The organism is Chitinophaga barathri (assembly GCF_003807585.1).
GTDB classification, from domain to species: domain Bacteria; phylum Bacteroidota; class Bacteroidia; order Chitinophagales; family Chitinophagaceae; genus Chitinophaga; species Chitinophaga barathri.
In genome coordinates this window covers 433,136-457,611 of the sequence record NZ_RMBX01000003.1, presented here as the reverse complement: position 1 = coordinate 457,611, position 24,476 = coordinate 433,136, and the positions used below count along the sequence as shown (strand labels likewise).

Genomic DNA, 24,476 nt, shown 5'->3' with positions numbered 1-24,476 from the left:
TGCCTGATTGTGAGATGCTGCAGTAGCTCTCAACTTTTATGGCCTGCGTTTTGTTCTTTAATGACAGTAAACTTCCGCATATGAAATGGTTGAAGACTATACCAGTACTCGTTTTAGTGTTTGCCGGCTTTCAATGCACTACCTCGCAGCAGGCGGCGCAGTCCGGCTCCGGGAAAACAAAGCAGCTGATCGAAGATCAGAATTATGTGTTCCAGGTGCAGACGGTGCTGCCTATGAGCGGCCGCACGCGGCAGGTGTCGGGGGACGGATGGGACGTAACGGTGTCGAAGGATACGGTGAACTCTTTCCTGCCTTATTTCGGGCGTGCTTATTCCGCGCCGATGGACCCTTCTAAAGGCGGTATCCAGTTTATCTCCCAGCAGTTCGATTACGATGTGCAGCCGGGTAATAAAGGCGGGTGGAACATTACCATCAAGCCGAAAGACGTGCAGGATGTGCAGCAGCTTATGCTGAGCGTGTCCGAAGACGGGTACGCCAACCTCCAGGTGACCAGTACCAACCGCCAGCCGATCTCATTTAACGGCATTGTTACGGAAAGGCGGCCGCGTAAAAGCAAAAAGAAGTAACCGTACCTCACCCGCATTCCGTTTCCGTCCTGTATATCCCCAACCAAACTCAAAGGACATTGTTATACAGGCATGGAACAGGCATTTGATGTAATTATTGTTGGTTCAGGCGCTGCGGGCATGACGGCCGCGCTGAAGGCGCATCATGATGGCCTGAAGGTGCTCGTGGTGGAAAAGGACGCGTATTACGGAGGCTCCACCGCCCGCTCCGGCGGCGGCATCTGGGTGCCGAATAATTACGTGTTGCAACGGGAAGGGATACACGACGATCCCGAAAAAGCCCGTACTTACCTCGATGCCGTTGCCGGGAAAGAAGTGCCCGACGCCAAAAAAGCATCCTTCCTCTTTCATGGCCCGGCCATGCTTGCTTTTCTCCGTGCGCATACGCAACATATGCGTTTTTCCTACGCCCGCGGTTACGCTGATTATTATCCTGAAAAGCCCGGCGGACTTGCCGTGGGCCGTACCATAGAGCCCCTGTTGTTCAACGGAGCGGAACTGGAAGAAGACCTTTCTTTGCTGAACCCGCCCGTGGTGCCCATTCCCATGGGCCTTTCCTTCAACTCAGCCGAATTTAACAGGATGAATATGGCCTTCCGTACCTGGAAGGGTTTTGGCACATCCGCCATCGTAACATTACGCGCGATCGGCGCCAGACTCACCGGCAAAAAAATGCTCAGCCTCGGCCAGGCGCTCGCCGGGCGCCTGCGGATGAGCATGAAAGAAGCGGGCATCCCGCTGTGGCTCAATACGCCCATGAAACGCCTGCTGGTGGAAGAAGGAAAAGTAACCGGCCTGCTCGTGGAAAAGGATGGCGAAGAAATAACGCTTCATGCGAAACGTGGTGTGCTGCTGGCCGCGGGTGGTTTTGAACATAACCTGCACATGCGCCGCGAATTTATGCCCGCCCCCGAAACCACGGACTGGACGCAGGGCTCGCCCGCCAATACGGGAGACGGTCACCGTGCCGGCGCTGAAGCTGGCGCCGCATTTTCCCTGATGGACGATGCCTGGTGGGGCCCTTCGGTAAGGACGCCCGGCGCCGCGCCTTTTTTCTGCGTGGCAGAACGGTCGCAGCCCGGCTCCATTATGATCAATCATGCCGGAGAAAGGTTCACCAACGAAGCTGCCGCATACGTGGATGTAGTGCATGAAATGTATCGCCGCAATGCAGAGGGCATACAGCATATTCCGTGTTTTTTTATCATGGACCAGCGGTTCCGCAACAGGTATCTTTTCCTCGGTATGTTTCCCCGGCAGCCCATCCCCAAGGCTTACTACCGGGAAAAGATCATCTTCAAAGCCGATACGGTGGACGAACTGGCCCGCCGCATCAATATTCCCGAAGAAAACCTGGTGAATACGCTGCGGCGTTTCAACGAGATGGCGCGTAGTGGGAAAGATGAAGATTTTCATCGCGGGGAATCAGCGTACGACCGCTATTACGGCGATCCGCGCATTACGCCGAACCCTTGCCTGGCGCCGATAGACAAACCGCCTTTTTATGCCGTTGAAATGGTGCCGGGCGACCTTGGTACCAAAGGCGGTCTTGTTACGGATGAACATGCGCGGGTATTACGGGCGGACGGGTCGGTGATAGAAGGGTTGTATGCTGCGGGGAACAACTCGGCGTCCGTGATGGGCCACAGTTATGCAGGGGCCGGCGCTACGATCGGGCCTGCGATGACGTTTGGATACATTGCGGCGTTGAAGATGGCGAATGGGGGATGATTATTTCCGTTGCTGTGTTTTCCCGAACCACAGGAGGCGGCTTCCCGGCCGCTGGCTTTCATAATCCAGTTTGATCCAGTGTTCATCTTTGGCCTGGCCGATCACGCGGGCCTCGTCCAGTACACCATCCCAGTTGCGGCCGCCTTTTTCAGGGAACTGGCTCTGGTTGCCGATGCCAACGGGATGATCGTCTGTTTTCCATTCAGTGTCGAACTTTTCGGTTTTGTCCAGCACGCCGTTCACGTAAAGTTTTACGTAGGGATAGTCATGCACGCCGGTGATATGATACCATTGCTGCGTTTTCATATCTGTGCGGCCTACCACGCAGAGGTCGCCGCGGGGGCTGAGGCGCTCCACGCATATTTCTATCAGTTCCGCTTCGGGCTGGTGCCAGTTGCGGATGCCGAATTTTTGCAGGCGCCAGCTGTTGTCTCCTTTGGCGAACATGGTTTCATAACCCGGCAATACACGTTTGTTTTCATCGCCTTTATTGGAATAAGAATCAGCGATGGCCCAGATGGAAAAAGTAAGCTGGTTGGTGAGGTCGAAGAGTTTGCGTTTTTCATTGTCTATTTTGATCCATTGCGCGTCTTCGTAATGGAATTGCTGGGCTTTGCCCAACGGGCCATCTACGGTGCAGACGGGGCGCATATTCACGCCGGTGGCATGGGCCGCATTGGCGGTGGCGTCTTTGTAGCCGTCCGGGAGTGTATTGCCTGGTTCATTGAGATGCCATACGCCGGTGAATCCTTCTTGGACCGGGAATACTTCGGTGGAATGGTCTTCCGCCTGTGCATTCTCATTGCCCCAGTGCATATAGATCACCTGTTGAACTGTATTGCCTTTGATGAGTGGCACTTTCACCCATACGAGCGCTTTTTTATTCACAGGGTCCCACCATTCAATGCTGTGCGGGAGGAAAGGGCCGCCTGGCGTAGTGGAAAAACGTATATCCGCACCGTTGGCCCGTGCTTTGGAAAAGTCGAAAATGTTGGCGCTTAGCTGTACGGCTAAAGGGTAGTTGGATACATCGCCGGAAACATTAGCGCCGGAAGGGGTGGTGTCGAGCCTGATCTCGCAGAACCAGGGCCATTGCGCAGTTTGCTGGACGCGGGCATCCGTCGGAAGGCAAAAGAAAAAGAAGGGTAACAGCAGATGTTTCATAACAGCGGGCATACCGGAAGATACAAAAAAACTGTAACGGCGCGGGTTATCACTTTCACCGTCACCCGGCGTTTGAGTAACAGCCGTGTAAAAACAAACAAGACAAGAAAAAGCGTGGTCGGAAATGAGAAGGGGCGTAGCAGGCAATAAGGCGTGTAATCGTTTGGTTTATTTTGGTTTGTGTGCGAAATAAATGATACTTTCGTAGCACAAGAATAACTCCCAAATATCCTGAATATGAAAAACAAAAGTTCTCTGCTCATCGCTTTTCTGCTGCTTGTTTGCAGCGTTGCCACACAGGCGCAGTTAAAACGTTTCAGCATCGGCCCATACGTGGAAGCGGGTTTCCCCGTTGGGGATTTCCAGGACACACATAATACCGGCTGGGGCGCCGGGCTGAACGCGGACATTAAACTCGTTGCCGGCTTTGGTGTAACAGGATCTGTAGGCTATATGCATTTCGGCGGCGCTACGGTGAACAACTTTACGTTCAATAAAAGAGCGGCCATACCGGTAAGGATCGGGTTAAAGTATAAACTGGTATCCATCCTGTACGTGAAACTGGAAAGCGGCTCCGCCAATTTCGTGGACAGCGATATCACGGGCGCCGCGTTCATCGTTGCGCCGGGCGTGGGCATCAGGGTACTGGGCCTGGATGTGGCCGCCAAATACGAAGCCTGGTTCCGCGAAGGCACCATGGGTTTCTTCGGGCTGAAGGCCGGATATAATTTCTAATAGTATTTTCGGTTCAATAAAAAAACCTTCTGCGGCGGACAGCATTGTCTGCCACAGAAGGTTTTCGCTTTTATGGCATGCCTTAAACGGTGCAGGAACCATCTTCGCATACGCCGCCCTCGTTGCCCAGCGGGGTAATATTTTTCGGGTGGTTTTCTTCCCATACCTTTTCCAGCGTCTGGGTGAATACCTCCACCGGCTGTGCGCCGGATACGGCATATTTCATGTCGAATACAAAAAACGGAACGCCACGGATGTTCAGGCTGCGCGCTTCCGCTTCGTCTTTACGCACTTCGTCTGTGAATACGCTGCTGTTCAGCAGGGGAGAGGCGTCCAGCCCGGCTTCGGCGGCAAGGGCCTGTAAAGTAGCCGCGTCGCCGATGTGTTTGCCTTCGGTGAAGTAAGCCTTGAACAGGCGTTCTTCCATTTCATCCTGTTTGCCTTCTTTGTGGGCCAGCTGTATGAGCCGGTGCGCATTGAAGGTATTGGTGTGTTTTACGTTGTCAAAGTCAAACTCAAGCCCGGCGGCTTTGCCGGAAGCGGCTACACGTTCGGTGTTGGCCACCGCCTGTTCGCGGCTCATGCCGTATTTATTGGCCAGCAACTGGTAATGGTCCTCGTCGCTGTCTGTTTTTGCGGAAGGGTCCAGCTCAAAACTGTGCCAGGTAACCTGTACGTCCTTATTGTGGGGGAACTGCTCCAGTGCTGCCTCCAGGTGGCGCTTGCCGATGTAACAAAACGGGCAGGCCACATCCGACCAGATATCGATCTTCATACGCTCAAAATTTAAGGCACAAATTTACGGAATATCCGGGGCATGGTTGTCAGGGACCTGTCATGTGGGGGGCTGCGGCGGTTACCTAAGGAAAGCGCCTTGTCATAAAAAGAAGACCTTATACCGGCCTGTTTTAACCTTTAAACCTGTCGAATGAGAACAAGTCCGCATCCGGGTGTTTTTTGCCCTGTATGAGGCTGCAAACGATCTCCGCTGCGATCTGGCTGAAGGTAATGCCGTTGCCCCCGAAGCCCAGGGCAAAAAAGGTGTGCGGCATTTTACGGTATTCCCCGATGTAGGGAAGCCCGTCCTGCGTGCTACCAAACGTACCCGTCCAGGCAAACTCCGGCTGGAAATCCATATCGGGGAAACGCGCCTGCATGTCCTTTTGCAGCTGGCGGGTTTTGAGTTTGAGGAGTTTATCCCGCCGTTGCGGGTTGTAGTATTCTTCATCCCGCCCGCCTACGATCACGCGGCAGTCGGGCGTGGTGCGCATGTACAGGTAAGGGTCTTTTGTTTCCCAGATAAGGCAGTTGCGGTACCAGGCGGTGTCGTTTTCCGTATGTTCGCCGGCCACGGCATAAGTAGAGTGCAGTTTTACCACTTTCGCGGGCACGTATTGGAGCGCTTCATATCCAGTGGCGATCACTATGTGCCGGGTGCGGATCACCGGGCCGCCTTCGGTAAGCAGTTCTGCACCGTTTTTATGAAACCGGATATCTTTCACGAGCGTGCGGTCATAAACCTTCGCGCCTTTGCGGATATTGTGCTGATGCAGGGCGTGCGAGAGCATGTAAGCATCCGTCTGCGCGGCGGTGGCGGACCAGATGGCGGCCGGATTGGTAAAACCCATGTTGTTTTTCACCGTAGCCGCGTCCCACCATTCCACCTCCAGCCCTGTGGCTCGGCGGGCTTTGAATTCAGCTTCCAGCATGGGCTGGTCTTTTTTGTAAGAAGCGAGCAGCAGGCTTTCTTTGGACTGGAACAACGAATCATCCAGTTTGTCGCATATCTTTTCCAATGCACCGATGGATGCGGCGCAAAGCTCGTAAGCACGCTGTGCGCCCGCCTTCCCGATCTTACCTGTCAGTTCGGTCAATGGTACATCTATCTCGTATTGCAGCAGGGAAGTGCTGGCGCAGGTGCTGCCCAGGCCTACCGTACGGGCATCCACCACGGTACATTCCAGCCCGGCATTCACCAGCGCATACGCGGTGAGCGCACCGGAAATACCGGCGCCTATCACGGTCACCGGCGTACGGATATCCTGTTGCAGTTTAGGATACACATGCGGCAGGCCGTTTTTGACTAACGAAAAAGGATAACCGGAACTGAGGTCCACAAGCAGTCTGTTTAAAAACTTCGGAATTACCGGTACATTTGAGTTGTCCGGAAGCGGACGTCCCCTGTGCTGAAACGGACAATCCTGATTTCCTAAAACATTGATACCCAGAGTATGTAACGATGGTACGGTTTTATAGTACTACAGTACAGTCACACAAAATCTATACCGCATGTTCCGCAACCACTTCAAAATAGCACTCCGTAATTGCTGGAAATACCGCACATATACGGGTATCAACCTGGCAGGCCTCGCCATCGGCCTGGCCGCCTGCTGGATATTACTCCTGTATGTAGGGCATGAGCTCAGTTATGAGCGGTTTCACGAAAAAGGGGGCAGGATCTACCGCGTAGCCAGTCATGCCAGCTGGCCCGGCAACACGCTGAACATGGCCAAAACCTCCGTGCCGTTCGGCCCTGCTTTGCAGCAGGACAACCAGGAGATCGAAATGTATACAAGGATAGACGTTGAAGGCGGCGGCCTGCTGACCAACGGCACCCGGAAGGTGGAAGTGGGTGCGGCGATGTATGTGGACAGTACCTTCCTGCAAATGTTCTCCTTCCCGCTGCTGGCGGGAGACGCGGCTACCGCGCTCAAAGCGCCGAACTCCGTGGTGATCACCGAAACCCTTGCCCGCAAGTTCTTTAATGACCCGCTCAGTGCTATGGGCAAACAGCTGACCTGGAATAAGGATTATCCCGAAACGGTGACCGGCGTACTGAAAGACATTCCGAAGCAGTCGCATCTTAAATTTGAAGCCCTGCGCTCCATGCCCGCCGGCTTCACCGGCGGCTGGCAGGACTTCAGCGTGTATACCTACCTGGCACTCCGCCCCGGCGCGGATGTAAAGCAGCTGGAGGCAAAGCTCCCGGCGTTTTACCCTAAATATCTCAAAACACATATGGGCGAAGGCGTGAGTTTTTCACTGGAGCTGCAGCCCTTAAACGATATCCATCTTCACTCGCAATTGGATTATGAAATGGGGCCGAACAGCAACGCCCGCACTGTGTATATTTTTTCCCTCATTGCGGCCCTTATCCTGTTCATCGCCTGCATCAACTACATGAATATTTCCACCGCACGAGCTTCGGTGCGGGTACGGGAAGTGGGTGTGCGCAAATCCCTTGGCTCAGGCCGGGGGCAGATCGCCAGGCTTTTCCTCACGGAATCTGTCCTGATCACCCTGATTGCCGCCATACTGGCCGCTATCCTCACTTCCGTGGCGCTGCCGGTGTTCAACAATGTTTCCGGCATGTCCCTCGGCCTGTGGAATTACGGGATAGGTTATACGCTGCTGGCGCTTTTTGTTTTTGCCATATTGGTGGGGCTGCTGGCCGGTGCGTATCCCGCGCTGTTTATGGCTGGCTTCCATACGATCACCGCTTTAAAAGGAAGGCTGAACCTGCGGTTTGGCAATGCGGCGTTCCGCAAGGGGCTGGTGACTTTTCAGTTTGCCGTGGCCATAGTGCTGATAGCGGCGTCCATCGTTACCTGGCGGCAGATGCAGTTTGTAAACGGGAAAAACCTAGGTTTCGCCAAAGACCAGGTAATTACCTTTCACCTACACGACCGCGCGCTGCGTGAACGCATTCCCGCCATCCGGGAAGAACTGAAAAAAAGCCCCTGGGTGCAGGATGTAGCAGCGGTGAGCAATGTGATCGGTACGAATTACTTCGGCTCCAACGGGTTTAAAATAGTAAAGAACGGCGTGCCGCAGCCATCCCTGATGACGCAGGAATTCCAGGTGGACGAACATTTTCTTTCCACCATGGACATACCCCTGGTGAGAGGCCGCAACTTCAGTAAGGACCGGCCCGGGGAAAGATACACCACCATCCTGATCAACGAAACGATGGCGAAAGAATTAGGCCCCGAAGACCCCCTGGGCCAGGTGTTGCAGTATACCGCCGTGGACACGATCCGCGAAAGACGCATCATCGGTATCGTGAAAGACTTTCACATCTATTCCCTGCAACACAAAATAGCCCCCGCGGCCATGATGATGGCGCCTGTGCCGTCTATGGAAGATAATCTCTACCTGCGCCTGGACAAAACACATCTCCCCGAAGCCCTGCGGCATATCGAAAAAGTATACGCATCCTTCGAGAAGAACTACCCGCTGGAGTATCATTTCCTGGACGAAAACTTCTCGCAGCAATATAAAATGGAACATACCCAGCGCAGGATATTCCTGGCATTCACCGGCCTGGCCATCTTTATCGCCTGCATGGGTTTGTTTGGCCTGGCGGCTTTTACCGCCGAGCAGCGCACGAAAGAAATAGGCGTGCGCAAGGTATTGGGCGCTTCAGTGGCACATATCACCGCTTTGCTCACCACCGATTTCCTGCGGCTGGTGCTCATTTCAGTAGTGATCGCCATCCCGCTGGCCTGGTGGGCCATGCAATATTGGCTGAATGATTTTGCTTACCGGGTAAACCTCAGCTGGTGGATGTTTGCCGCCGCGGGCGCTTCCGCTTTACTGATCGCTTTCCTGACCGTGGGGTATCAGGCTGTGCGGGCCGCCATGGCGAATCCTGCCGATACGCTCAAAACCGAGTAAGGGCTTTTTCTTATATTTAGGGAATGTTGTTCAGAATGAATCACCTGAAAGCGATCAGGGAAGGAAAGATCACGCTGGCTTACCGCACCTGGCGCAAAGTGAGCCTGAAAGCAGGCAGCACGCAGCTGACGGCCTACGGCCAGCTGATGATAGATGAGGTCACGGAAGTACCCGAATCGGATATCACGGAAGCCAGTGCCAGGGAATCCGGCTACCCGACGAAAGCGGCGCTGCTGGCAGAGCTGGCCAAACGGCCCGGGCAGCTTTACCGCATCCGGTTCCATTACCTCGGCGAAGACCCGCGCATCGCCCTGCGGGAGAACAGCGAGATTACATCGGAAGAAATGGCCGGCATCCTCAAAAAACTCAGCTCCCTGGACAAACACAGTTCTATCGGCCCCTGGACCAAAAAAGTACTCACCGCCATAGACCGCCACCCCGCGGAAAAGGCCGGTGACCTGGCGGTACCGCTCCGGATGGACAAAGAATGGCTAAAGCTCAATGTCCGGAAACTGAAGAACCTCGGGCTGACGGAAAGCCTTACACTGGGTTACCGCCTCAGTCCCAGGGGTGAAGAAGTACTGGCTGCGATGAAGCGGCAGTAATGTGTATCCGCTCATCCCGCATTTGCTTTTTTTAACAAAATATTATCCCTAGATTACCCCCCGTAATATTATCAACAAAATTATGCCTGCATTTCAGCAAAAGACCAGCCGGCTCGCAGCCTTCTTAGGAATGTTATGCGTTCCCGCCATGGTATCCGCCCAACAAAGCGCACAGAGCACATCCAAATTCAGCCAGTATGAGGCTTTTAAACCGGTTTTTTATCTATCCGACGGAACCGAAGAACGCACCGCCAGCGGCCGCCCCGGCAATAAATACTGGCAGAACGCGGCGGATTATAAGATCGACGTGACCTTCGACGACCAGAAAGAAACCATCTCCGGCAGCGTGCTCATCACGTACAAAAACAACAGCCCGGAATCTTTACCTTTTTTGTGGCTGCAGCTTGATCAGAACATTTACGACAAGCAGTCACGCGGCTCCATTTCCACCGGCGGCGCGGGCCGCTGGGGCAACCGCAATTTCGACGGCGGTAATACCATCGGTAATGTATCCATCGTCAGCGCAGGCAAAGAACAGAAAGTAACGCCCCAGATCAGCGATACCCGTATGCGTGTGGACCTGCCGCAGGCCCTGAAAGCAAACGGGGGCACCGTACAGGTAAAAGTGCAGTTCTCTTTCCCCATCCCGGAATATGGAACGGACCGTATGGGCATACTTAAAACCAAAAACGGCAAGATCTACGAAATAGCACAATGGTACCCCCGTATGTGCGTGTTTGACAACGTGCTGGGCTGGAACACTCTTCCATACCTTGGCCAGGGTGAGTTCTACCTGGAATACGGCAACATCGAATACAACATCAATGCACCGGCCAGCCACATCGTGGTGGGCTCGGGCCAGCTGCTGAACCCGGCTGAAGTGCTCACCCCCGTTCAGCTGCAACGTTACCAGAAAGCGCAGCAGAGTGATAAGACCGTCATGCTGCGCGAAAGGAACGAAGTGACGGACCCGGCTTCACGCCCCGCCAAACAGCGCCTTACCTGGAAATTCAAATGCAACAATACAAGGGACGTAGCCTGGGCTTCTTCCCCCGCGTTCATCTGGGATGCCGCACGTATGAACCTGCCCGGTGGCAAAAAGGCGCTGGCCATGAGCGTGTACCCTGACGAAAGCGCCGGCGATACCGCCTGGAGCCGCTCCACCGAATACGTAAAAGGCTGCATCGAACATTATTCCGAAAAATGGTATCCCTACACGTATCCCGTTGCGGTGAACGTAGCCGGTATCGTAGGCGGTATGGAGTACCCCGGCATCGTGTTCTGCTCTTCCCGCTCTCAGCGCGCGGGCCTCTGGGGCGTTACGAACCACGAGTTCGGCCACAACTGGTTCCCCATGATCGTGGGCAGCAACGAAAGGCGTTTTGCCTGGATGGACGAAGGTTTTAACACCTTCATCAACGGTATTGCGGACAAGGCATTTAACAACGGCGAATACGGCAACAAAGGCCGCGACCGTCATAATCTCAGCCGTGCCATGTTCATGGACAGCGCCGGCATCCTCCACCGCGCGGACGTAGTGCGCCAGGGCAGCCTTGGCATCCTCGCTTATTACAAACCCGCCGTGGGATTGGAACTGCTGAGGGAAGAGGTACTGGGTGAAGAACGTTTTGATAAAGCATTCCGTTATTATATAGACAACTGGGCGTTTAAACACCCCACGCAATGGGACTTTTTCCGCGCGATCGAAAACAGCAGCGGCGAAAGCCTGGACTGGTTCTGGCGCGGCTGGATACTGAACAACTGGAAGGTGGACATGGCTGTAGGCCCCGTTACCTACCAGAACGATACCACCGCCATCGTAACCCTGGAATGCCTGGAACAGGCGCCCATGCCGGTAACTGTCGATCTTAAAATGGCGGACGGGAATGTAAAAAGACTGAAGTTCCCCGTGGAGATCTGGCAAAGCGGCCCCACTTTCCGCTTCCGCCAACCGGTTTCCGGCAAGATCGAAAGTGTGACCATTGATCCTGACAAACGTTTGCCTGACGTGAACAGCGCGAACAACAGCTGGACCAAATAAAATTTATTTGAATTGTCATAAAAAAGGGCGTCCTTACAGGGCGCCCTTTTCGTTTCCAGGGAAGCCTGAGGCAGGGAAAATCCGATCTAAATCGTTATATTACAAACACAGTTCCACGAGTTCCATGTTACAGAAATATTACCTGTTACTGCTTTCCTGCATGCTGCTGAGCCGCAGTCATGCGCAACAGCTATCGCAAGAATTTAGTACGCTGAATATCCATCATGGCCTGTCCAATAACCAGGTGAACTGCATTTACAAAGATGCAAAGGGGTTTCTCTGGTTTGGCACCATGGGTGGGCTGAACCGTTATGACGGCAGCAGCTTCCGCAACTTCCGCCACAGCATAGCCGATTCCCTTTCCCTCAGCGATGACTATATCATGGGCATTTTTGCCGCGCCGGGCAACCGCATGTACGTGAAAACCCGCAATGGCGATAACCTGTACGACCCCGTGCTGGAACAATTTACGCCCGCCGCCGGCTGGCTCAAAAGCCTGGGCCTGCCGCAAACCGGTGTGAACAGCGTGCTGCAATCCGGCGATACCTGCTGGATCGCGTATGCGGATTCAGGATTGTACCGCATCACCGGCGGGAAAAAGGGCGTCCGTATACCATTGAACAACCCGCGCCGCGCAAGGATCGCTGATATCAAAAAAGAAAATAACCGGCACATTATGCTGCTGTACATGGACGGCGGTCTCGTACGCCTGGATGCGGGCACCGGGCGTAGTCTTATGCAGACGGATACCCTGCTCGGATACGTGCCCAAACCGCCCATTTCCCTCCAGCTTTTTATCGATGCGCAGCAGGAACTGTGGATCTATATGCCCGGCAGTGATTTCGGCGCATTGTATTACAACCCGCGGGACCGCGCTGTACGCCGCCTTTCGAAAAGGAATATGGCGCTGAACAACGACATCGTGAACAGCATCATACAGGACGCGCACGGCCGCATGTGGATCGGTACGGATCATGGCGGTGTGAACGTGGTGGATAAAAAAGATTTCAGCACCACTTATATCACGAACCGGATAGAAGACACCAAAAGCATCGCGGAGAATGCCATTTACGCGCTGTACAAAGACGACCAGGGCATCATCTGGTGCGGCACCTACAAACGCGGGGTGAGTTATTACGCGGAAAACAAAATGAAGTTCCGCCTCTATGAACACAAACACGGCGTCCCGAACAGCCTGCCCTACAATGATGTGAACTGCTTCGCCGAAGACAGCAAAGGCAATGTATGGATCGGTACAAACGGCGGCGGCCTCATTTATTTCGACCGCAAAACCAATTCCTTCAAACAATACAAACACGACCCCGCGGACGATAACAGCATCAGCAACGATGTGATCGTAAGCCTTTACACGGACCGGTACGATAATCTCTGGATCGGTTATTATTTCGGGGGGATGGATTATTACAATCATCACCGCTTTTCACACTACCGGCACAACCCGCAGGACCCGAACAGTCTCGCCAATAAAACCGTCTGGAAGATCTACCGCGACCGCCGGAACACTTTCTGGATAGGCACGCTGGGCGGCGGCCTGGACCGCTTCGACCCCGGCAACGGCATCTTTTATCACAACAACGCCGAACAATCCAACTCCGTCCATTCCAACTATATCACCGCTTTTGCGGAAACACCTTCGGGCGATCTATGGATATCCACCGCTTATGGTATAGACGTGCTGGACAAATCAAAAGGCATCTTCATTCACCTGCGGCACGGCACGCACGGGCTCAGTAATGACAACGTAAGTTCTTTACTCTGCGACAGCCGTGGCCTCATGTGGGCGGGCACACGCGAAGGGCTGAACCTTTTTGACCCTGCCACGCGCACTTTCCGCACCTTCCGTGCTGAACAGGGACTGCCGGATGATAATATCATCAGCATCCTGGAAGACCGGCAGGGATTTATCTGGGTAAGCACCACCCGCGGCCTCAGCAAGATTGCGGTGGAGCAGGGGGAGGGAGGCGTGCGGATCAAATGCCGCAATTATGACGATGACGATGGATTACAAGGCAAGGTGTTCAACGTAAATGCATCGCTCAGCCTGCGGAGCGGGGAGCTGGTCTTTGGCGGGGCGGACGGGTTTAATATTTTTAAACCGGAAGAGATACATCAGTACCGCACAGCACCGTCACTGGTATTCACCAGCCTGCAGCTTTTCAATAAACCCGTGGGTGTAAATGAAAAGTTCCGCAATCACGTGGTGCTGCCGGCGGCACTGCCGGAAACGCAGGCACTCCGGCTGCGTTACAACGAAAATGACTTTTCCATAGACTTTGCTTCGCTCAATTTTATCCATTCGGATAAGAACCGGTATACCTATTTCCTGGAAGGGTTTAACAAGGAATGGATGGTGACGGACGGGCGTTCCCGCCGTATCACTTATACAAATATCAATCCCGGGGAGTACACCCTGCATCTGAAATCCGCGGACGAAGACGGGCAGTGGAACAGCCAGGGCATATCGCTCCAGATCCGCATCCTGCCGCCATTCTGGAAAACGCCCTGGGCCTATGCGCTGTATATCCTGGCGGCCATTGCGCTGCTGTATTTCTCCAGGAAGATGGTGATCACGCGCGCGCACCGGCGTTTTGCTTTACAGCAGGAACGCAAGGAAGCCCAGCGCCTGCACGACCTCGATATGATGAAGATCAAGCTGCTGACGAACGTGAGCCACGAGTTCAGAACGCCGGTAGCGCTGATACTTTCGCCGATAGAAGACATGATCCGCAAAAGCGGCAACCCGGAAGAAAAGCAGCAGTTCCAGCTGATCCGCCGCAATGCCAAACGCCTGCTGAACCTCGTGAACCAGCTGATGGACTTCCGTAAAATGGAAATGCAGGAACTGAAGCCCGTGCCCGTAAAAGGCGAGCTGATGGGGTTCCTGGAAGAAGTGGCCCAGTCCTTCTCGGACCTGGCGGAAAGAAAAGGCGTGGAGTTTTCCTACACCGCGAACTGCCCCCAGCTGAACGTGTTTTTTGACCATGACAAAGTAGAGCGCATCCTGTTCAACCTCCTGTCCAATGCATTTAAATTCACCCCGCAGGGCGGAAAAGTATCCGTCACGGCGGAGGTAACGCCGGAGCCGGACCAGGCCATCCTGGAACTGAAAGTAAAAGACACCGGCATCGGTATGCCGGCGGAACAGCTGGAGAAAATATTCGAGCGGTTTTTCCAAAGCGACCAGCCGGGGCAGTATGTGAACCAGGGCAGTGGCATCGGGCTTGCCATCACCAGGGAGTTTGTAAAACTGCACAACGGCACTATCGCCGTGGAAAGCGAGGCGGACAAAGGCACCAGTTTTACCGTCAGGCTGCCCTTCACACCCGCCGGCCAGGCTGAGGCGGAAGTGCCGGCCTTACCGCAGAAACAGGTGTTCCTGTCCAACGGTAAAAAGAAAAACAAAAAGCGGCAGACCATATTAATTGTGGAAGACAATGAGGATTTCCGGTTTTACCTGAAAGACAACCTCCGGGAATATTACGATATCATAGAAGCTCCGGACGGTGCCGCGGGCTGGCAGCAAGCCCTGGCCCAGCTGCCGGACCTGGTGGTAAGCGACATTACCATGCCGGTGATGGACGGGGTGGAGCTTTGCCGCAAAATGGCCGGGGACGCCCGTACCCGGAACATCCCCGTGATCCTGCTCACCGCGCAGACGGCGGAAGAGGAGCAGCTGAAAGGGCTGGAGACCGGAGCGGCGGATTACCTGATCAAACCGTTCAACTTTGAGATCATGCTGTCCCGCGTGCGTAACCTGCTGGCACGGCAGGCGCCTGTACAGCTGGTGATCCCCCAGAAAGAACCGGAAGGGGCCAACGGCCTGTCCGGCGACGAGAAGTTCATGCAGCGGGCGCTGGAGATCGTGGAGAAACATCTTTCCGACCCCGCGTTTTCGGTGGAAGCGCTGAGCCGGGAGCTGTGTATGAACCGGGTATCCGTATACAAACGCATTTTCGCCCTTACGGGGCATCCTCCCATAGAGTTCATCCGCACGGTACGCCTGCAAAAGGCGGCTATGCTGCTCACCAAAACCGAAATGAACATCACCGAAGTGGCGTACGAAGTGGGCTTCAACAATCCCAAGTACTTTGCGCGGTATTTTAAGATGGCGTATCACATGCTGCCGTCCGCCTATGCCACCGCTATGAGGAAATAACAGCGTTTATCATTACAGGCTGGCCGGCCGGGAATCATTTCCCGGCAGCGGGAACCTTTTCCCTGACCTGTGAAATAACCGCATGATATCCAATTGTTTCAGAACCGGCAGGCTACAAATCATACCCCTCAAATTAACATCCCGCCGGGGGCTGGCAACATTCCCACCCTCTATTTTAAACAAGGCAGGCACCCCTCTCTGGAAGGCCCTGTTTATTTTTAACCTGACGATTCCAGTGAACAGGTCCACTTATGAAATTGACATAACAACCACGTAAAACGAACAACCAAACTAAAACGCTCAATTCCCAATCCACAAAACTAATTGCACGTATGAAAAAAAACAGCATTACAGTACGGTCATGCCTGGCACTATGGGCTATGATCTGCATCTGGCTGCTTGCCTTACCGGCACATGCACAAAACACCCCGCCGGCCGGGCAATCCGCTCCCCGCAAGATCACGGGCACGGTTACAGACGCTGAAACCGGCAGACCGGTACCCGGCGCTACCGTGGCGGTAAGAGGCACCACCAATGCCGTAGTGACCGACGGCGAAGGCCGCTTCAGCATCAACGCCTCCACCGGCCAGGTGATTGGCATCTCCTTTATCGGGCTGGCCACGAGGGAGCTGCGTGTAGGCGCCTCTTCCAACGTGATGAATACCACGCTCGAAACAGACCAGCGCCTACTGAAAGACGTAGTGGTGGTAGGGTACGGTACCATGAAAAAAACGGACCAGAGCAGCGCGCAGGTATCCGTTTCTTCCGCGGATATCAACAGGACCATCAATACTACTATGGACCAGGCCCTCCAGGGCAGGGCAGCCGGCGTGTACGTTACACAGAACACCGGGCAGCCCGGCGGCGGCGTATCCGTTGTGATCCGCGGGGTGAACACCCTGAGCGGTACGAACGAGCCGCTGTACGTCATCGACGGTGTGCAGATGCAGCCCGCAACCGTAAGTTATGGCAACACCAGCTCGGTAAATCCTTTAGCCGGCATCAACCCCTCGGACATCGAATCCTTCGAGATATTGCAGGGGCCGTCCGCCACCGCGGTATACGGGTCCCGCGCCACGAACGGCGTAGTGCTGGTCACCACCAAACGCGGCAAAGCCGGTGCTTTCAAAGTAAGTTATAATTACCTCTATTCCCTGCAGGACAAACCGGACGCTTTGCCCGTGATGAACCTCCAGCAGTTCGCCATCATGAACAATGAAATAGCACGCCTCCTGGGCCGCACACCTACGCCTGAATTCGTCAATCCTTCCGTGTTGGGAGACGGCACGCAATGGCAGAAAGAACTGTTCCAGACCGCGCCCCTGCAAAAACACCAGGTGACCGTCAGCGGCGGCGTGAACAATACCAGCTATTATATGTCCGGCGAATATTTCGACCAGGAAGGGGTAGCCATCGGCTCCAATTTTAACCGTTATTCCTTCCGGCTGAACCTGGACAACCAGGCGTTCAAATGGCTGAAGCTGAGCACTTCGCTCAACTTCTTCCAGACGAAGGAAAAACTGGCCTCCACCAGCGAAGATGTGATCCGCAACGCCATCAACCTTGCTCCGAACATCGCGGTGAAGAACCCGGACGGCAGCTGGGGCGGCGCTACTGAAAACGAATACGGCAGCAACGCCAAATTTGCCCCGCTGAACCCCGTGGCTATCGCCAACCTTATAGACAACAACCTGAAAAAAACAGGCGGTCTGGGCGGCATTACGGCGGAAGTGGGGATCATTAAAGGACTGGTGTTCCGCACGAGCTTCAACGGCAGTTTTGATTATGCGGACGGCAGCAAGTTCACACCCACTTACCGCCTGGGGTACAATGCCAATGAAAAGGCCAGCCTGAGCGTATCCACGAACCGCAACTTCTACTGGAACCTGAACGAACTGCTGCAATACAATACCACGATCAAAAAACACAGCATCGGCGTAATGGCGAGCCACGAAGCGCAGGCCTGGAGTTACCAGGGTTTCAGCGCCACCCGTACCGGTTTTGCCAGCAACGAGATCCCCAGTATCAACCTCGGCGATGCACTGGGCCAGACCACCGGCAGCTTCAAAGGCTCCGGCGCGCTGGAATCCTGGCTGGGCCGTGTGAACTATACATACGACAACAAATACATTGTGCAGCTTGCCGGCCGCGCGGACGGTTCGTCCAACTTCGGGGCGGAGAACAAATGGGGTTATTTCCCTTCCGTATCCGCCGCATGGCGCGTGAGCGAAGAACCCTTTATGCGCGGGCTGGAGTTTATCAGTGACTTAAAAATACGCGCCGAATACGGCATGACCGGCAACAACGGCAGCGGAGGCGCACAATACTCTGCGCTCAACTCCGTGACCACACCCTGGGGCGCCGGTTTCCGCACCGGGCAGTACGGCAACGCGGGCCTCAAATGGGAATCCACCGAAACCCAAAACATCGGCCTCAACCTGAGCCTGTTTAAACAAAGGATACAGATCGAAGGCGATTATTATATCCGCAAAACGGACAACCTGCTGATGCCCAACCCGCTGCCAGCGTATATGGGCACCGCCGGCGAAGGCGCCATCAACCCGCCTATCGTGAACATCGGGGCGATGGAGAACAAAGGTTTCGGCATCACCATCAACACGGTGAACATCGACAATAAGAACGGGTTCACCTGGCGTACGAATTTCAACATCTCCTCTTTTAAAACAAAGATCACCAAGTTCTATTCAGACGCGGCTTTCCTGTCCCGCTCCGCCTGGTATATGAACAACTTTACGAGCCGCTCCGCCATCGGGCAGGCGCCGTGGATGTTCTGGGGCTATATCATGGACGGTATTTTCCAGTCTGAAGAAGAGATCGCCAAAAGCGCCATCCCCGCGCAGGCGGACGGTACGCGCCTGCCCGTGTCCAGGGACGGCGGCGTGTGGGTGGGAGACATCAAATACCGCGACCTGAACGGCGATAATATCATCGACTCCAGGGACCAGACCTACATCGGTAATCCATGGCCTGAGCTCACTTTCGGGCTTACGAACACCTTTTCGTACAAGGGCTTCGATCTGAGCATCCTGCTCACCGGCGCACAGGGCAACGAAATCTATAACTACCTCAGCTTTGACAATACCAATCCGAACAACATCAACCTGGGCCGCAACCTGCTCGTGGAAGCATTCGATTATGCCCGCATCAAATCAGAAGGCGGGAAGGACGTGCTGGTAAACCCCGGCACTACCGTACCGCGCATCACCGGCAGCGACCTGAACGGCAACGGCAACCGCTTTACCGACCGCTTCGTGGAAGACGGCTCTTACATCCGCATCAAAAACATACAGCTGGGATACAATCTCCCCAGCTCGGTGCTTCGTGGTCAGAACGTGCTCAAGGCCGTACGCCTCACCGTCGGCGCGCAGAACCTGCACACCTTCACCAAATACAAAGGATTTGATCCCGAAGTGGGCGCTTATCTCGGTAAGGAAGTGCAGCTGAACAGCCAGCTGATAGCGGTGGACGCAGGCCGTTACCCGCTCACCCGGATGTATTCCGCCAGCATCGGTGTTGATTTTTAAAGCATAAACCATTACAACATGAACAAGTTCCATCATACAAAAATATTTCTCCTGTTGCTCTGGTGTAGCCTGCTCGCCGGTTGCAGCAAAGACTTCCTCAACCGCCCGCCCGAAGACGCGATCGTGGACGCCAACTTCTACAAAACCCCCGAACAGGTACTGGCCGGCACCGCGCCTTTGTACAACATCGTATGGTTTGCCTACAACGACAAATCATCCCATGGCATCGGCGACGGCAGGGGCGGGGCGCTCATGTCCGGATCCTACCAGGTGGAGAACATCCGGATGCAGACCACGGATGTTACCGGTGAGGTGTACACTTCCTGGACTTCCTTTTTCAACGTGATCGCACAGTCGAACATGGCGATCAACAACATCACCAAATACACCGCGCCGTCCGTTCCCGACAACGTGAAACAGGCCGGTATCGCGGAAGGCCGTTTTATGCGCGCGGTGGCGTACAGCTATCTCGTGCAGAACTGGGGCCCCGTGCCCATCATCGTGGACAACAATGTATTGCTGACGGATACTTCCATCACCCGGAACACCGTGGAGTCCATCTGGGAGTTCATCATCCGCGATCTGCAATTTGCCGTGGACAATCTCCCGGCATCTCCCGCATTACGCGGCCGCATCACCAGCTGGAGCGCCAAAGGCATGCTGGCCAAAGCGTATCTCACCCGCGCGGGCATCACCGGCACGCTGAACCAGGCGGACCTGGCCGAAGCCAAAAAACATGCGCTCGATGTGATCCTGAACAGCGGCTCGAGGCTGATGACGAACTACGAGGACCTCTTCCTCATGAAGAACAACAACAACTCCGAAAGCCTTTTTTCATTGCAATGGAAATATGATGGCGACTGGGGCACACAAAACAGCGTGCAGGCTTTCCTGGCGTACGGATCCGAGATCACCGGTTTTGGCGACGGATGGGGCGGAGACCTCGGCGGTTCGCTGGACCAGCTGCGTCTTTATTCCACGCTGGACAAACGCCGCAAAGCCACCTTTATGTTCCCCGGCGATCATTATCCCTACATCCACCAGTCGGTGGACGATCCCGCCAATCCCGGCAAAAAGATCATACAGGAATTGCAGGTGCCCTGGAACTGGGTAGGTACGGAACGTTACAATACCCGCGCATGGGTGAAAAAATATGTAGTGGGCAGGCCGGAAGACAATGAAGGCAAAGTAACACAGCAGCATACGGAGATCAATACCTATATGCTCCGTTTGGCGGATATATACCTCGTGTATGCGGAAGCTGCGCTGGGTGCGGCTCCGTCTACCACAGACGCCACGGCGCTGAAATACTACAACGAAGTACGCAAACGCGCGGGCGTGCCGGAAAGGGCTGTCATCACGGCGAACGATATCTTCAACGAAAGAAGGCTGGAGCTGGCGATGGAAGGGCAGATATGGTACGACATCGTGCGGATGCATTACCACTCCCCGGCGAAAGCACTTCAGCTGATCGGGGCGCAGGACAGGGGTACTTACCGCATTGTGCCGAATGCTCCCATCAATGCCACCAGCTGGACCATCACGTCGGATACGCCGGCATTTTATCCAGTAACGGAGAGCAATTTTTTCCTGCCTTACCCGGCAGTGGAAATGTCCGCCGCGCCGAACCTGCGCAAGCCGCCGGTGCCTTATAAATTCTAACGCCAAAAAACACCGACATGAACAAACTGCAATCCATCATATGTATCCTTATGCTGAGCCTGCTGTGGGCATGCTCAAAAGATAACAGCCTCGGCGGCCCGCCGTCAGTGCGTTCCGTAACGCTGCTGGATTCCGCCAGCCAGGACAGCGCCTTTACCCGCGCCCTTCCCGGCACGCAGGTGCTTATTACCGGCGAAAACCTCGGCGGTATTACAGACGTCACCTTCAACGGGTTGAGCGCATATTTTAACCCGGCATACAACACCAATACCCACCTTATCATTACCATTCCTGAGGAGGCGCCCACCGAGGCTACCAACCCCGATGTGCCCAACCAGATCCACATTGTGACCACGCACGGTGAAACGCATTATTCATTCGTGGTGGATATTCCGCCACCATCCATCTTCGCTATTTCCAACGAAAATGCACTGGCGGGTGATTCGCTGATCATCGTCGGCTCCGCGCTCTGGCTCATCGAAAAGATACAGTTCCCGGGCGGCCGCGAAGTGACGGACTTCAACGCGGATATTGCAGGCACCCGCATTGGCCTTATTATGCCGGACCTCGGTAATGACACCGGCCGCATCACCATCGTGGCCAAATACGGCAGCACTACGTCCATGGGGCCGCTGAACGATCACCAGAGCGGGAATGTGATCAGCAACTTTACGAACGACGGCGAAACGGGCGAACTGCCGCGATTCAACTGGGCATGGTGGGGCGCTGAGCGTAAGAGCGACGCCACGTTGTTCCCCGGCACACGCGGCCAGTACCTGCAATGCGTATTCGGCGGCGTGGGTGCAAACGATCCCGCCTGGTGGAACGGCGGGCGCTCCGGCAACTTCAATGAAGTACCCATGTTCACCGACGCGGTCATGACGCAGCAGGCATCGAATTATGCCCTCAAGTTTGAAATGAATACCCGCGAGCCCTGGACGAGCGCCATCTGCGTGATCCGTTTCGGCGAACAATACGCTTTCCGTTTTACGCCACACACCCTTACCACGAACTCATCGTTCGATACGGGCAATAAATGGACCACGGTAACGATCTTTCTCAGCGAATTCAAAACCGCGGCGGACGGCGTGGAAGGCACCGGCACCGGCGCTTCTTCCATGGGCCAGCTGCTGAAAGCGGGCGGTATAGTACCGTTTGGTTTCCGCATTATTTCAGAATCGAAACCCATAGACGTGTTTAATACCGCGTTTGATAATTTCAGGATCATAAAGGTTAATTAAAGATGAAAATTGCAAGAGGAATCTGGTTGCTTAGCCTGGTATGTACAACCGCGGGAGCATGTAATAAAAAGAACGGGGGAGGAAATTACAATGGCGGAGAGCAGGGGGCGGATACAAGTGGAACTGTCATCGTCACCCCTGCGGACCCTGCCACTGCCGGCACTATCGGCTTCTTCATGGATGGATGGATGCAACGGAGGTTTGCGGCGCCCGCCTTTACGGAAAAGGCGCCGCCTTCCGCCGCCGGTTATACGGTAACGGTGGATGCATCCACCGTGCTCACTAAAATCTCCCCCGTATTGTTTGGCAACAATACGAACATCTGGATGAGCCAGGTGGTCAACCAGCCCAAACTGATCAATCACCTGTCCAAACTACAACCTGGCATCCTCCGCTTCCCCGGGGGGAACAACAGCAGCGTGTATTTCTGGAACAAAGCCCCGGGCCAGGCTCCGGCGGACGCACCCGCCAAACTGACGGACGCGAACGGCGCGCTGATAGATGCGGGTTACTGGTTCGGCGGCAATACGGACGACTGGACGCTGAGCGTGGATAACTACTACCGTATGCTCCAGCTCACGGGCAACGAAGGCATCATCACCGTCAATTACGGGTATGCACGGTACGGCACCGGCGCCGATCCTGTGGCCGCGGCCGCGCATCTGGCGGCGGACTGGGTACGGGCGGACAAAGGGCGTACGCGTTACTGGGAAGTGGGCAATGAAAGCAACGGCGTATGGCAGGCGGGTTACCGCATAGATCCCGCGCAGAATAAAGACGGGCAGCCCGGGATCATTACCGGCGAACTGTATGGTAAACACTTCAAAGTGTTTGCGGACTCCATGCGCAAAGCCGCCGCCGAAAACGGCAAACCCATTTTTATCGGAGCGCAGCTGCTGGAACATGAGCCGGCTAACTGGGCCACACCCACAGACAGGGAATGGAATACCGGCGTGCTGAAACAGGCGGGCCTACCGGCGGATTATTACATCATCCACAGCTATTATACGCCGTTCAACACAAACTCCAATCCGCCCGAAGTGCTGGCTTCCGCCGAAGCGGTCACCAAAGCCATGGCGGATCATATCACCGCCGCTACCAGCGCCGCCGGCGCACCCGTAAAACCGCTGGCGCTCACCGAGTGGAATATTTTCGCGGTGGGCTCCCAGCAGATGGTGTCGCAGGTGGCAGGCATGCATGCCGTGATGGTGATAGGCGAACTGATGCGCAACCGCTACGGCCTCGCCTGCCGCTGGGACCTTGCCAATGGCTGGGAAAACGGGAACGACCACGGGCTTTTCAGCCAGGGCGAAGCCGCTTCCGGCGAGCAGAAATGGGACCCCAGGCCGGCGTTTTATTATCTCTACTATTTCAGGCATTGCCTGGGCGACCGGTTCATCAACGCGGAGGTATCCGGCTCCAACAGCGGCATCAACGCCTATGCCTCCACTTTCAGCTCCGGCGAAGCGGGCGTAACGCTGGTGAACAGATCATCTTCCGCGCGGGATGTGCAGCTGGCTTTCAAAAACTTCAGGCCGGGCAGCCGCTACTACTGGTACGTGCTCACAGGCGGGGAAGGCGTAAGCAGCTTTTCGCGCAAGGTGTTTGTGAACGGCTCCGGCCCCACAGGGCAGGCAGGCGGCCCCGCGGACTACGCGACGCTGAAGGCTTTCAGCGCCACAGCCGCCCAGGGTGTGAAAGTGAGCCTGCCGCCGATGTCCGTAGTGTGTATGGTCATCGAGGCTGATTAAACTGTTTTTTGTTCAGAAGATAAACGGCCAGTCCCTCCCCGGGGGCTGGCTTTTTTACGCTTCCTTAGAAATGCGTTGACTATCAATTTATTACGATAAAACGGAACTTCCCTTTCTACCTGCTCCTTTGAAACCTGTATCTAGCAGTCATCGTAAAGCCTTACTGGTACTGCCTTACGGTAGGGATAAAGCATATATGTCCCATATATAAGGTATATATATCCCATAGATAAGGCATATCTATAAGATATGCCTTATCTATGCCTCATCTATACTTTATGAATGCTTTGAGAATATAATATCCTGCTGTTTATATAGCAGGATAGCTACTGTTGGAATATTGTCAGATAATGGGTAGAAGGCGGGTTTTTCGCATTTTCGTACTGGTATGAACCTTCGGTCATCCTTCGGTGATGCTTCGGTGATCCTTCGGTGATCCTTCGGTGATCCTTCGGTGAAACACCCTCAAACCCGTACCACGACCGAAGCCAACCGAAGGATCACCGAAGGATGGCAGGAGGATGTCAGTAGGGTGGCCGGCCAAATGCAGGACCATGGCC

Annotated in this window: 14 protein-coding genes; 11 read left to right on the top strand and 3 right to left on the bottom strand. The window is 54.8% G+C overall.

All coding sequences use genetic code 11. The features are described from left to right. Positions 1 to 80: 80 nt before the first annotated feature. Together EG028_RS07680 and kstD are read left to right on the top strand one after the other, a co-directional pair. A complete protein-coding gene (locus tag EG028_RS07680) occupies positions 81 to 587 on the top strand; it encodes a DUF4251 domain-containing protein (protein WP_162946251.1) in 507 nt (168 codons plus the stop codon). 72 nt (positions 588 to 659) lie between these two features. Continuing rightward, on the top strand, positions 660 to 2,318 hold the full coding sequence (kstD, locus tag EG028_RS07675; protein WP_120515017.1) for a 3-oxosteroid 1-dehydrogenase: 1,659 nt from the start codon (positions 660 to 662) through the stop codon (positions 2,316 to 2,318). Here the strand turns inward: kstD and EG028_RS07670 are convergent, their stop codons facing one another. Next, complete coding sequence (locus tag EG028_RS07670) at positions 2,319 to 3,482, bottom strand: DUF2341 domain-containing protein (RefSeq protein WP_162946250.1); 1,164 nt, start codon at positions 3,480 to 3,482, stop codon at positions 2,319 to 2,321. Positions 3,483 to 3,719: 237 nt separating this feature from the next. Here EG028_RS07670 and EG028_RS07665 point away from each other — a divergent pair, with 237 nt between their 5' ends. Further along, positions 3,720 to 4,217: an outer membrane beta-barrel protein gene (locus EG028_RS07665; protein WP_120515015.1), complete on the top strand. Its 498-nt coding sequence runs from the start codon at positions 3,720 to 3,722 to the stop codon at positions 4,215 to 4,217. Between the two features lie 82 nt (positions 4,218 to 4,299). Here the strand turns inward: EG028_RS07665 and EG028_RS07660 are convergent, their stop codons facing one another. Beyond that, a complete protein-coding gene (locus EG028_RS07660; protein WP_120515014.1) occupies positions 4,300 to 4,992 on the bottom strand; it encodes a DsbA family oxidoreductase in 693 nt (230 codons plus the stop codon). A 133-nt stretch (positions 4,993 to 5,125) separates the two neighbouring features. Beyond that, positions 5,126 to 6,334, bottom strand: coding sequence for an NAD(P)/FAD-dependent oxidoreductase (locus EG028_RS07655; RefSeq protein WP_120515013.1), 1,209 nt, complete (start codon positions 6,332 to 6,334; stop codon positions 5,126 to 5,128). Positions 6,335 to 6,506: 172 nt separating this feature from the next. On the opposite strand from EG028_RS07655, the gene EG028_RS07650 reads away from it, so the two are divergent. The 8 genes from EG028_RS07650 to EG028_RS07615 all read left to right on the top strand — a co-directional run bounded on the left by EG028_RS07650 (position 6,507) and on the right by EG028_RS07615 (position 23,916). After that, positions 6,507 to 8,894, top strand: a complete 2,388-nt coding sequence (locus EG028_RS07650) for an ABC transporter permease (RefSeq protein WP_120515012.1) — start codon at positions 6,507 to 6,509, stop codon at positions 8,892 to 8,894. Between the two features lie 23 nt (positions 8,895 to 8,917). Further along, the gene (locus EG028_RS07645) at positions 8,918 to 9,499 is read left to right on the top strand and encodes an ASCH domain-containing protein (protein WP_123864595.1); all 582 of its coding nucleotides are present in this window, start codon (positions 8,918 to 8,920) and stop codon (positions 9,497 to 9,499) included. A gap of 82 nt (positions 9,500 to 9,581) precedes the next feature. Then, positions 9,582 to 11,540: a M1 family metallopeptidase gene (locus EG028_RS07640; protein WP_241559049.1), complete on the top strand. Its 1,959-nt coding sequence runs from the start codon at positions 9,582 to 9,584 to the stop codon at positions 11,538 to 11,540. 124 nt (positions 11,541 to 11,664) lie between these two features. Beyond that, positions 11,665 to 15,717, top strand: a complete 4,053-nt coding sequence (locus EG028_RS07635) for a hybrid sensor histidine kinase/response regulator transcription factor (RefSeq protein WP_120515010.1) — start codon at positions 11,665 to 11,667, stop codon at positions 15,715 to 15,717. 332 nt (positions 15,718 to 16,049) lie between these two features. Continuing rightward, the gene (locus EG028_RS07630; protein WP_120515008.1) at positions 16,050 to 19,262 is read left to right on the top strand and encodes a SusC/RagA family TonB-linked outer membrane protein; all 3,213 of its coding nucleotides are present in this window, start codon (positions 16,050 to 16,052) and stop codon (positions 19,260 to 19,262) included. 18 nt (positions 19,263 to 19,280) lie between these two features. Next, on the top strand, positions 19,281 to 20,924 hold the full coding sequence (locus EG028_RS07625; protein WP_120515007.1) for a RagB/SusD family nutrient uptake outer membrane protein: 1,644 nt from the start codon (positions 19,281 to 19,283) through the stop codon (positions 20,922 to 20,924). A gap of 17 nt (positions 20,925 to 20,941) precedes the next feature. Next, positions 20,942 to 22,165 (top strand): glycan-binding surface protein, encoded by a 1,224-nt coding sequence (locus tag EG028_RS07620; protein WP_120515006.1) that lies wholly within the window; start codon positions 20,942 to 20,944, stop codon positions 22,163 to 22,165. A 2-nt stretch (positions 22,166 to 22,167) separates the two neighbouring features. After that, positions 22,168 to 23,916, top strand: coding sequence for an alpha-L-arabinofuranosidase (locus EG028_RS07615; protein ID WP_120515005.1), 1,749 nt, complete (start codon positions 22,168 to 22,170; stop codon positions 23,914 to 23,916). Positions 23,917 to 24,476 lie beyond the last annotated feature (560 nt).

Excerpts from the sequence above, each read along its gene's own strand:
- EG028_RS07625 (WP_120515007.1), top strand. The coding sequence starts at position 19,281 with ATGAACAAGTTCCATCATACAAAAATATTTCTCCTGTTGCTCTGGTGT.
- EG028_RS07640 (WP_241559049.1), top strand. The coding sequence starts at position 9,582 with ATGCCTGCATTTCAGCAAAAGACCAGCCGGCTCGCAGCCTTCTTAGGA.
- kstD (WP_120515017.1), top strand. The coding sequence starts at position 660 with ATGGAACAGGCATTTGATGTAATTATTGTTGGTTCAGGCGCTGCGGGC.
- EG028_RS07645 (WP_123864595.1), top strand. The coding sequence starts at position 8,918 with ATGTTGTTCAGAATGAATCACCTGAAAGCGATCAGGGAAGGAAAGATC.
- EG028_RS07615 (WP_120515005.1), top strand. The coding sequence starts at position 22,168 with ATGAAAATTGCAAGAGGAATCTGGTTGCTTAGCCTGGTATGTACAACC.
- EG028_RS07670 (WP_162946250.1), bottom strand. The coding sequence starts at position 3,482 with ATGAAACATCTGCTGTTACCCTTCTTTTTCTTTTGCCTTCCGACGGAT.
- EG028_RS07660 (WP_120515014.1), bottom strand. The coding sequence starts at position 4,992 with ATGAAGATCGATATCTGGTCGGATGTGGCCTGCCCGTTTTGTTACATC.
- EG028_RS07680 (WP_162946251.1), top strand. The coding sequence starts at position 81 with ATGAAATGGTTGAAGACTATACCAGTACTCGTTTTAGTGTTTGCCGGC.
- EG028_RS07650 (WP_120515012.1), top strand. The coding sequence starts at position 6,507 with ATGTTCCGCAACCACTTCAAAATAGCACTCCGTAATTGCTGGAAATAC.
- EG028_RS07620 (WP_120515006.1), top strand. The coding sequence starts at position 20,942 with ATGAACAAACTGCAATCCATCATATGTATCCTTATGCTGAGCCTGCTG.
- EG028_RS07635 (WP_120515010.1), top strand. The coding sequence starts at position 11,665 with ATGTTACAGAAATATTACCTGTTACTGCTTTCCTGCATGCTGCTGAGC.
- EG028_RS07630 (WP_120515008.1), top strand. The coding sequence starts at position 16,050 with ATGAAAAAAAACAGCATTACAGTACGGTCATGCCTGGCACTATGGGCT.
- EG028_RS07665 (WP_120515015.1), top strand. The coding sequence starts at position 3,720 with ATGAAAAACAAAAGTTCTCTGCTCATCGCTTTTCTGCTGCTTGTTTGC.